Genomic DNA, 9,313 nt, shown 5'->3' on the forward strand with positions numbered 1-9,313 from the left:
TCAGCGCTGGACGGCGTCGAGGAACACGGTCGGGACCTCGTTCTCGCGCACGACCGTGCCGAGCAGCGCCGCGAGCCGGTCGCGGTCCGGGGCGCTCAGGCCCGCGGCCAGGTCGTCCACCCGGCGGCACGTCGCCGCGTAGAAGTCCTCCGCCAGGTCGCGCCCCTCCTCGGTCAGCACGACCTGGACCGCACGACGGTCACCCGGGTCGGGCTCTCGGCGGACGAGCTCGCGCCGGACCGCGCGGTCGACCAGGCCCGTCAGGCTGGACTTCTCGAGGCCGAGCGTCGCGCCGAGGTCGCCCATGCCGTACGGACGGCCCATCAGCACGCACAGCAGCTGCCCTTGCTGCACGGTGAGCCCGTACTCGCGCGCCGACTCGGCGTAGACGGCGTTCACCAGGAACGACGCCCGCACGAGCCCGGCCACGACGCCGAGGTCCTCCCCGTTCTTCCCCATCGCGCCAGCCTACTTCGCGACGGCTTCCCGCACGGCGGGCACGATCTCCCCGGCCCAGCGCGCGGCCGACGTCTCGTCCGGCGTGCTGCCGCCGGGCCCGAACAGCACGAACCCGGCGGCGCCGTGCTCCAGCACCGCGCCGGTCAGCTCCTCGACCCACTGGTCCGGCGAGCCACCGATCCAGCGTCCGTCTTCGGCGCGGGTCTTCGGTAGCGGCTTTTCGCTGATCCGGCCGGGGAAGTTGTAGACGGTGACGACGTCCGCGGGATCCCGGCCGGCGTCGACCGCGGCCTTGTCGATGAGCGGGCGCGAAGTGCGGTAGCGCTCGCTGAGCCAGTCGGCGGCGCGGCCGGGCATCCAGCCATCGGCAAGGCGCCCGGTGACGGCGAGCGACTTCGGCCCGACGGACCCGGTCCACACCGGCGGCATCGCTTCCCGGGCCGGTTCGAGGTCCGTGACCTGGTAGAACTCGCCGTCGAAGGTGACGGGCCCGCCGCCCCCGCCGAGCATCTTGACGAGGCGGATGCCTTCCTCGAAGGCGCGGACGGCCTGGCCGGGGGTCAGTTTGGTGAACCCGAGCCGCGCGATGTCGTCCCAGAGGCCACCGACGCCCATCCCGAGCACGATCCGGCCACCGGTCAGGGCACTCAGCGACGTGACGGTGCGAGCGAGCATCGACGCGGGGCGCGTCGGCAGGTTGGTGACGCTGACCAGGCCGGAGATCCGTTCGGTGCGTCCCAGGAGGACGCCGAGCTCGGCGTACGCGTCGAGCCGGTCGGCGTAGTACGGGTGATCGGAAACGGTGAGCAGGTCCAGCCCGGCGCGGTCGGCTCGGACGGCGAGCTCGAGGGTGCCCGGTACGGCGGCGACCGCGGTGGACACGCCGATGCCGAAGTGCGTCATGGTTCCTCCCAGTGTTAGTTCGTGATACGAACTGACTATACATAGTTCTTAGCACGAACTACCTGACCTCGCCAGGACGCGGTCCGATATTCGGTTTGCGCCACGCCGCGCGACGGCTAACGTAGGTCTCGCCCGGTGCGGCGGTGAGGGTTACTTCTCTGGTATCCCTTGGGTTCGACTCCCGAAAGCCTTCACCACTTCGATCTCGGGCACACGCACTCCCGGTGCGAGCAAGATCTCGGGAGCCGCGGCCACACCGATGCCCGGTGCGCAGGCGAAGGTTACTTCCTTGTAGTGGGCGGGTCGGGGGTTCGAATCCCTCCCGGACCATTTTGGTCCGGTAGCTCAGCCTGGCAGAGCGGCAACGTACCTTCGCCGACTTCGATCTCGGGCATCGCCGTGGCCGCGGCTCCCCCATCACGAGGGGGAGAAATGAGCAAGTTCAACACCGCCCGCGCGCCCGCCGCGACTTCCCCGGTCCGCGGTGAGGCCACGCCTTCCGCTACCACCCACCAGGGTGGGGCCGGCTACGCGCGCGATGCCCGGTCCGAGCTCTTCCTGCTCGCCGTCACCAACATGGTCGGGGAGCACACCTTCTACGAGTCCGCCGGCGCGCGCGACACCCGCTACGCCGCGCTCGTCCACGCCGCGACCCTCGAGGATCCACAGTGGACGGCCCGGTTCCTGCGCTGGCTGCGCTCCGAGGCGAACCTGCGCACCGCGTCGCTCGTCGGCGCGGCCGAGTTCGCCAAGGCTCGCCGCGACGCCGGGCTCGACGGGCTGAGCCGCCAGGTCGTCGCCGACGTCCTGCAGCGGGCCGACGAGCCCGGCGAGCTGCTCGCCTACTGGACTTCCGTGCACGGCAAGAACATCCCGAAGCCGGTCAAGCGCGGCGTCGCCGACGCGGCCCGGAAGCTCTACGACGAGCGCGCGTACGTCAAGTGGGACTCGTCCGCGCGGGCGTTCCGCTTCGCCGACGTCCTCGAGCTGACGCACCCGGCCAACCGTGACGCCGCCCAGGGGGCGCTGTTCAAGCACGTCCTCGACGAGCGGCACGACCGCGGCAACCCGCTGCCGGACGCGCTCGGGGTGCTGCGTGCCCGCGCCGAGCTGACGGCGTGGGACGTTCCCCGCCGCCGCGAGCTGTTCGGGCAGCCGGACGCCGCCGACGTCCTCCGTGCGGCGGGCATGACCTGGGAGTCGGTCGCCGGCTGGCTGCAGGGTCCGCTCGACGCGCGCGTCTGGGAAGCGCTGATCCCGTCGATGGGATACATGGCGCTGCTGCGGAACCTGCGCAACTTCGACGAGGCCGGTGTCTCGGACGACGTCGCGCGGCGGGTCGCCGCGCGGCTGGCCGATCCCGTGCGGGTCGCGAAGTCGCGGCAGCTGCCGATGCGGTTCCTGTCGGCCTACCGGGCGGCGCCGTCGCTGCGGTGGGCGTGGGCGCTGGAGCAGGCCATCGCGCATTCGCTGGCGAACGTGCCGGAGCTGCCGGGCCGGACGCTCGTCCTCGTCGACACCTCCACGTCGATGAAGATGGGCTTCAGCCGCGACGGCACCCTGATGCGCTGGGACGCCGCCGCGGTCTTCGGTCTCGCGCTGGCACGCCGGTGCGCGGACGCCGACGTCGTGTCGTTCTCGGACGGCTTCCTCCTGGGCGGCCCGCACACGAAGGTGTTCAAGCTGCGTCCCGGCGGGTCGCTGCTGAGCGACGTCGAGCGCTGGAAGTCCCGCGGGTACTTCCTCGGCGGCGGCACGAACACGGCGGGCGCGCTGAAGCGGCACTTCGCGCGGCACGACCGCGTCGTCATCCTCACCGACGAGCAGGCCGGCCACGGCGACGTCGGTCACGCGCTGCCCGCGCACGTGCCGCTGTACACGTGGAACCTGGCCGGCTACCGGTACGGCCACGCGCCGTCGGGCGGCGCGCACCGGCACACGTTCGGCGGCCTGACCGATCAGGGGTTTCGGATGATTCCCCTGCTCGAGGCGGGCCGGAACGCCGATTGGCCGTTCTGAGAGAAGCCGCGGAGGCCCCCATGACGGGATCATGGGGGCCTCCGCGCTGTGTACGGACCGTCACAGGATTGGCCGTGGACCGGCCACTGGTCTGCGCCGTATAGTCCACGTGGAATAAACGACCTGGAGTCATCCGAAGGGACTAACGATCATGGCCTCGGCCAAGCTGACCCCACTCGGCCTCGCCGTGCTGGAGCTGCTCCACGAGAAGCCCATGCACCCCTACGAGATGGCTTCGCTGATGCGCGAGCGGTACGTCAGCACCCGCGTCAACGTGAAGGCCGGGTCGCTCTACCACACCGTGGAACGCCTCCAGCGCAACGGTTTCATCGAGGTCGTCGACACGCAGCGCGACGGCAGGCGGCCCGAACGGACCGTCTACGGCATGACCCAGGCCGGCCTGGACGAGTTCAACCAGCGCGGCCGCGAGCTGCTGGGCGACCTCGCCGACGAGTTCCCCGCGTACCTGTCCGGGCTCGCCGTGATCGACGAGCTCGGCAAGGAGACGTCCCTGATCGAGCTCGAACACCGGATCACGCGGCTGCGCGCCGCCGTCGCGGCCGACCAGGCCGTGCTGGAACGCCTCGCCGAGGACCGGACGCCGCCCATCTACTGGCTCGACTGGCAGTACAAGTGCGACCAGCGGAAGTTCGAGCTCGACTGGACCGTGCGCCTGCACGAAGAACTGAAGTCCGGGCGGATCCCGTTCCAGGACTGCGAACAACCGAAGCTCACGCTCATCACCGAGGAAGACGACGATGAACGCAAGACAAGCTAACCCGTGGGCGGCGCTCGGCGCGCTGTGCCTCGGCTTCTTCATGATCCTGCTCGACACGACGATCGTGTCGATCGCGATCCCGACCATGCTGCGCGAGCTGAACGCCGGGCTGAACTCCGTCGTCTGGGTGATCAGCGTCTACCTGCTGACCTACGCCGTGCCGATGCTGTTCACCAGCCGGCTCGGCGACCGCTTCGGCCCGAAGCGGGTGTTCCTCGCCGGGCTGGTCGTGTTCACCGGCGCGTCGCTGTGGTGCGGCCTGTCCGGCAACGTCGAGATGCTGATCGCCGCGCGTGCCGTGCAGGGCATCGGCGCCGCGCTGATGACGCCGCAGACGCTGGCGTTCATCACGCACCTGTTCCCGCCGGCCAAGCGCGGCCCGGCGATGGGCATGTGGGGTGGCGTCGCCGGGCTGGCGACGATCACCGGCCCGCTGCTCGGCGGCGTGCTCGTCGACCACTTCGGCTGGGAGTGGATCTTCTACGTCAACGTGCCGATCGGCGTGGTCGCCATCGTCATGACGCTGCTGATGGTGCCGGACTGGCAGCCGAAGCACTCGCACTCCTTCGACGTGATCGGCATCCTGCTCTCCAGCCTGGCCCTGCTGTTCATCGTGTTCGGCGTGCAGAACGGCCAGCAGTACGACTGGGGCACCGTCTGGGGCGGGATCACGGTGTTCGAGATCATCGGCGCCGGCGTGCTGCTGCTGATCGCGTTCGTGGTGTGGCAGCGGGTCAACAAGCGCGAGCCGCTGCTGCCGCTGCAGGTCTTTTCGAACCGCAACTTCTCGGCGGGGACGCTCACCGCGACCACGGTCGGCTTCGCGATGACCGGCATGTTCCTGCCGCTGGTGATCTACATCCAGTCGGTGCTCGGGCTGAGCCCGACGATGGCGGGCCTGCTGACCGCGCCGATGTCGCTGCTGTCGGGGATCGTGGCGCCGTTCGTCGGCAACCTGTCCGACAAGGTCAACGGCAAGTACCTGGTGATGTTCGGCCTGGCGTCGCTGGCCGCCGGGCTCGGGGTCATCGCGCTGCAGGCGTCGCCGGACAGCAGCCCGTGGAGCTTCATCCCGGCGCTGCTGCTGTGCGGCCTCGGCATCGGCTGCGTCTTCTCGCCGATGAGCAACATGACGATGGGTTCGGTCGAGCCTCGGCTGGCCGGGACGGCGTCGGGCATCTTCAACACGTCCCGCCAGGTCGGCGGCGTGCTCGGTTCCGCGGCGATCGGCGTGCTGCTGCAGGCCCAGGTGAGCTCGTCCATCGCGGACGAAGCGACGAAGGCGGCTTCGCAGCTGCCGGAGCAGTACCGGGCGCCGTTCGCGGAAGGCATCGCGAAGGCGGCGGCGAGCACCGGCGAGTTCGGGTCGGCCGGCGGGCCGTCGCCGATGCCGGGGCTGCCGGCGGAGGTCGCGGCGCAGGCCGGTCGCCTCGCGTCCGACGCGGTCCACAGTGGACTGACGGACGCCGCCCGCGTGACGATGCTGCTGCCGATGGTCGTGCTGCTGCTCGGCGTCATCTCGGCGGCCATGCTGCGGAAGGTGAAGCCACGCTGGGAAACCCCGGCGCCGGCGCCCGAAGCGGCCGCGGCCTGAGAACCGTGCGAGCCTCCGGGTGTCGGGACCGGAGGCTCGCACGAACCGCGGGAGCGGTGGTCTATCGGACGGTCTTCGGCGCCGAGGCCGAATCCGCCCGGATGGTCGCCCGGCCCTTCGTCGCGCGGATCCTGGTCCACAGCGACTGCGACCGGGTGGCCGGCGTCGATTCCGTGACTCGTACGGTCATCGGTCACCTCCGCGTCTGTCCCCCAGCGCCATATGTTGCGAGCAACAACAAAATAACTCCGTTTGCCTCGTGACGCCGGTCACAATTCGGTTACGGCAAGCGTCCGGGTACCTTCGCCGGGTGCAGTTCGTCCTCGCTTCCCAGTCCCCCGCCCGGCTCGCCCTCCTTCGTTCCGCGGGCCTCGATCCGGCCGTGTTCGTCTCCGGCGTCGACGAAGACGCCGTCGCCGCTTCGCTGACCGACCCGTCGCCGTCCGAGCTCGTCGCGGCCCTCGCCGCGGCCAAGGCCGAAGCCGTCCTCGACCAGGTCGCCGCGGCCCACCCGGACGCCGTCGTCGTCGCCTGCGACTCGATGCTGAACATCGGCGGGCAGATGGTCGGCAAACCGCCCACCCCGGACATCGCGCGGCAGCGCTGGGCCGCGATGGCGGGGTCATCCGGTGAACTCCTCACCGGCCACGCGGTCATCCGGCTCGACGGCGGCACGCGCGCGAAGGAGACCAGTGGCTGGGAGTCGACGACCGTCCGGTTCGGCACGCCGAGCGCGCACGAGATCGACGCCTACATCGCGACCGGCGAGCCGCTGCACGTCGCCGGCGGGTTCACGATCGACGGCCTGGGCAGCTGGTTCGTCGACGGGCTCGACGGCGGCCACACGAGCGTCATCGGCATCAGCCTGCCGCTGACGCGCCGCCTGCTCGCCGAGGTCGGCGTCAGTGTCGTGGATCTCTGGCGGTTTCCCGCATCCTGAGAAGGGCGCCACACGAACGGGTGATCCGGAAGAGTCCTGCCTTGCCTAACGTTCTCTTTACCCGGCAAGTCAGACTGCAACTTTCGAGCACCGGAGTCGCCCCGTGTCTTTCGTACGGACATACACCAAACCGCGGGTGTTCGCGGCCGCGGTTCTCGGCTCGCTCGTCGTCGGCGCCCTGCTGGGCGTCGTCGCACGGCAGACCGGAACCGGCTGGCTGACCGATCTCCTCGACCAGATCGGCACCATCTTCACGACGCTGCTGCAGATCGCGGTGATCCCGCTGGTCTTCACGGCGATCGTGGTCGGCATCAACAGCCTCCGGAAGCTCGGCGGCGGCCGCACCGCCGCCCGCCTCGGCGGCAAGACCGTGCTCTGGTTCGCCATCACGTCGTTCATCGCGTCGCTGATCGGCATCGCCGTCGGCCGGATCTTCGACCCGGGCTCGGGCGGGCTCGGCGGCGTCGCGGCGACCGCCAAGAACGCGGACAAGGCCGCCGCCAGCGTCGACCACTGGGGCTCGTGGAGCGCCTTCGTCAAGGGGCTCCTGCCGGAGAACTTCGTGAAAGCGTTTGCCGACGGCGAGACGCTGCAGGTGCTGTTCCTCGCGCTGGTGATCGGCGCCGCCGCGTACAGCCTGGGTGACAAGGCGAAGCCGTTCGTGGACTTCACGACGAGCGTCTTCGAGATCATCCAGCGCTACCTTGGCTGGATCGTCCGGCTGGCCCCGATCGGCATCATCGGCCTGATCGGCGCGGCCGTCTCCAACTACGGCGACGCGCTGTTCCGCCCGCTGTTCTCGACCACGCTCGCGGTGTACGTCGGCTGCCTGCTCGTGCTGTTCGTCGTCTACCCGATCCTGCTGCGGTTCGTGGCGAAGGTCAGCCCGCTGAAGTTCTTCGCGAAGGCCGGCACGGCGATCCAGTTCGCGTTCGCTTCGCAGTCCTCGGCCGCGACGCTGCCGCTGACCCGCCAGTCCGCGGTGAACCTCGGCGTCCAGCCGGCGTACGCGGCCTTCGCGACCCCGCTCGGCAGCGCGACGAAGATGGACGGCTGCGCGGCGGTGTTCCCGGCGATCGCGGCGATCTTCGTCGCCAACCTGGCCGGGGTGTCGCTGAACTTCTGGCAGTACGTGGGCATCGTCGTGGTCGCCGTGGTCGGCGCACTGGCGACGGCCGGCACCACGGGCTGGCTGACGGCGTTCACGCTGACGACGTCGTTCATCGGCCTCGACGCCAAGCAGGTGGCGATCGGCCTGGCGCTGATCTACTCGGTCAACCCGATCATGGACATGATGCGCACGGCGACGAACGTGGCCGGCCAGATCGCGGTCCCGGTGATCGTGGCGCGCGCCGAAGGCCTGCTCGACGACGAGGTCCTCAACGCCCCGACCGACGCCCCGGAGCACACCGACGACGGCTCGGCGGCCCGCCACACCGAACCCGCCCCCGCCTGACCCCGAGCTGGGTCAGGAGGACGGGCAAGTCCGCAGGTCGGTGCGGGTCAGGCGGATGTCCGGCCAGCCGCGCAGGTCCGACGGTGCCGTGTAGCGGCGCGTGCAGCCGACCGACTTGCCCGTCAGGTCGTACACCTGGCCCAGCACCGGGGCCGCGTCGCACTTCGCGGTTCCGGACTCCGTGCCGGGACAGTCGTGGCGGACCACGATCACGTCCGGGCGGCCGTCGGCCGTGACGTCGTAGAGGGACAACGTGCCCGCGTCCGCGAAGTACGGCTTGCCCGGCGCGCGCCACACCCCGCCGCTCTCGACCAGCAGCTCGCCGTACGCCGCCTTGCCCTGGTCGCCGACGTCGCCGCGGACCAGGCACGTCGGCGCCGCGCCGTCGATGCAGCGCAGCGAGTTCTGGTCCAGCCGCACGCCCAGCTGGGCGATCGACAGCTCGAACACCGTGCCCGGCTCGGCCCCGACGCGCACCCGGCCCGCGCCGCCCGACGCGTCGGTCAGCAGCACCACCGGCGTCCCGCCGACCGTCACCGCCGCGAGCTGGCGGCACGGCCCGCCGCCGCAGGTCACCACCGCGGCCACCGGGGCGGTCGCGGGCTCGGCCGCGCCGGCGGGCTGCTCCGGCCGCGGCCGGAGCAGGAACACCGCGGCGATCGCGCCGAGCGTCACCACCGCGGCCAGCACCGCGGTGAGCAGCGCCGACCGAGGCGTGCTCGCCGCCGAAGTCCGCATGAGACAGAGCGTAAGCCGCATCACGACTGTGTGTGGGCAGCGGCCCGGCGGGGTGTGGCCGAAATCCCCCGGCCGTGCACCCGACGGAGGCAACCCTGGTTCGCGGAGCGTGTCCGTCTATGTTGTCCGAGTGACGAACCCGAACCTTCCCCCCGCCCTCTACCTGCCCACCGGCCCGGCCAGCGCCGAGACCGAAGGCGCGTCGATCGAGCTGCGCCGCACGCCGGACGGCCGCACCGCGCTCGTCGCGTTCACCGCTCTGGACCGGCTGATCGACTGCTGCGGCGAGCACCAGCCGTGGGTACTGGTCAACACCGAGCACCTGCCGAAGGTCCACGCGGCGAACCCCTACGACGTCATCGTGCTGGACTCGCCGCTGCCCCAGGAGCTGCGCCACCACGTCTGAGCGTGGTTCAGCTCTCACTC

At 70.8% G+C, this 9,313-nt stretch carries 9 protein-coding genes; 6 read left to right on the forward strand and 3 right to left on the reverse strand.

Translation table 11 applies throughout. The annotated features are described in order from the left end of the window. Nucleotides 1–459, reverse strand: coding sequence for a MarR family winged helix-turn-helix transcriptional regulator (locus ACZ7OU_RS01440; protein ID WP_470239301.1), 459 nt, complete (start codon nt 457–459; stop codon nt 1–3). A gap of 9 nt (nt 460–468) precedes the next feature. Continuing rightward, complete coding sequence (locus tag ACZ7OU_RS01445; RefSeq protein WP_470253906.1) at nt 469–1,362, reverse strand: LLM class flavin-dependent oxidoreductase; 894 nt, start codon at nt 1,360–1,362, stop codon at nt 469–471. A gap of 432 nt (nt 1,363–1,794) precedes the next feature. Between ACZ7OU_RS01445 and ACZ7OU_RS01450 the strand changes: the two genes are divergently transcribed. The 5 genes from ACZ7OU_RS01450 to ACZ7OU_RS01470 all read left to right on the forward strand — a co-directional run bounded on the left by ACZ7OU_RS01450 (nt 1,795) and on the right by ACZ7OU_RS01470 (nt 8,149). Then, nucleotides 1,795–3,381 carry a TROVE domain-containing protein gene (locus ACZ7OU_RS01450; protein ID WP_470253907.1) on the forward strand — a complete coding sequence of 529 codons (1,587 nt, stop codon included), beginning with the start codon at nt 1,795–1,797 and terminating at the stop codon, nt 3,379–3,381. Nucleotides 3,382–3,532: 151 nt separating this feature from the next. Beyond that, entirely contained in the window at nt 3,533–4,159 is a 627-nt protein-coding gene (locus ACZ7OU_RS01455) for a PadR family transcriptional regulator (protein WP_470239304.1), read from the forward strand. Continuing rightward, nucleotides 4,140–5,753 carry a DHA2 family efflux MFS transporter permease subunit gene (locus ACZ7OU_RS01460; RefSeq protein WP_470253908.1) on the forward strand — a complete coding sequence of 538 codons (1,614 nt, stop codon included), beginning with the start codon at nt 4,140–4,142 and terminating at the stop codon, nt 5,751–5,753. The genes ACZ7OU_RS01455 and ACZ7OU_RS01460 overlap by 20 nt, the downstream gene beginning before the upstream one ends. Nucleotides 5,754–6,063: 310 nt before the next feature. After that, complete coding sequence (locus ACZ7OU_RS01465) at nt 6,064–6,693, forward strand: Maf family protein (protein ID WP_470253909.1); 630 nt, start codon at nt 6,064–6,066, stop codon at nt 6,691–6,693. Nucleotides 6,694–6,796: 103 nt separating this feature from the next. Then, nucleotides 6,797–8,149, forward strand: a complete 1,353-nt coding sequence (locus ACZ7OU_RS01470; RefSeq protein WP_470239308.1) for a dicarboxylate/amino acid:cation symporter — start codon at nt 6,797–6,799, stop codon at nt 8,147–8,149. A 12-nt stretch (nt 8,150–8,161) separates the two neighbouring features. Here the strand turns inward: ACZ7OU_RS01470 and ACZ7OU_RS01475 are convergent, their stop codons facing one another. Next, nucleotides 8,162–8,887: a hypothetical protein gene (locus ACZ7OU_RS01475; protein WP_470253910.1), complete on the reverse strand. Its 726-nt coding sequence runs from the start codon at nt 8,885–8,887 to the stop codon at nt 8,162–8,164. A gap of 130 nt (nt 8,888–9,017) precedes the next feature. Between ACZ7OU_RS01475 and ACZ7OU_RS01480 the strand changes: the two genes are divergently transcribed. After that, nucleotides 9,018–9,293 (forward strand): SAV_915 family protein, encoded by a 276-nt coding sequence (locus ACZ7OU_RS01480; protein ID WP_086673790.1) that lies wholly within the window; start codon nt 9,018–9,020, stop codon nt 9,291–9,293. Nucleotides 9,294–9,313 lie beyond the last annotated feature (20 nt).

It is taken from the genome of Amycolatopsis sp. NPDC114505, assembly GCF_055633615.1.

Excerpts from the sequence above, each read along its gene's own strand:
- ACZ7OU_RS01445 (WP_470253906.1), bottom strand. The coding sequence starts at position 1,362 with ATGACGCACTTCGGCATCGGCGTGTCCACCGCGGTCGCCGCCGTACCG.
- ACZ7OU_RS01440 (WP_470239301.1), bottom strand. The coding sequence starts at position 459 with ATGGGGAAGAACGGGGAGGACCTCGGCGTCGTGGCCGGGCTCGTGCGG.
- ACZ7OU_RS01455 (WP_470239304.1), top strand. The coding sequence starts at position 3,533 with ATGGCCTCGGCCAAGCTGACCCCACTCGGCCTCGCCGTGCTGGAGCTG.
- ACZ7OU_RS01450 (WP_470253907.1), top strand. The coding sequence starts at position 1,795 with ATGAGCAAGTTCAACACCGCCCGCGCGCCCGCCGCGACTTCCCCGGTC.
- ACZ7OU_RS01475 (WP_470253910.1), bottom strand. The coding sequence starts at position 8,887 with ATGCGGACTTCGGCGGCGAGCACGCCTCGGTCGGCGCTGCTCACCGCG.
- ACZ7OU_RS01460 (WP_470253908.1), top strand. The coding sequence starts at position 4,140 with ATGAACGCAAGACAAGCTAACCCGTGGGCGGCGCTCGGCGCGCTGTGC.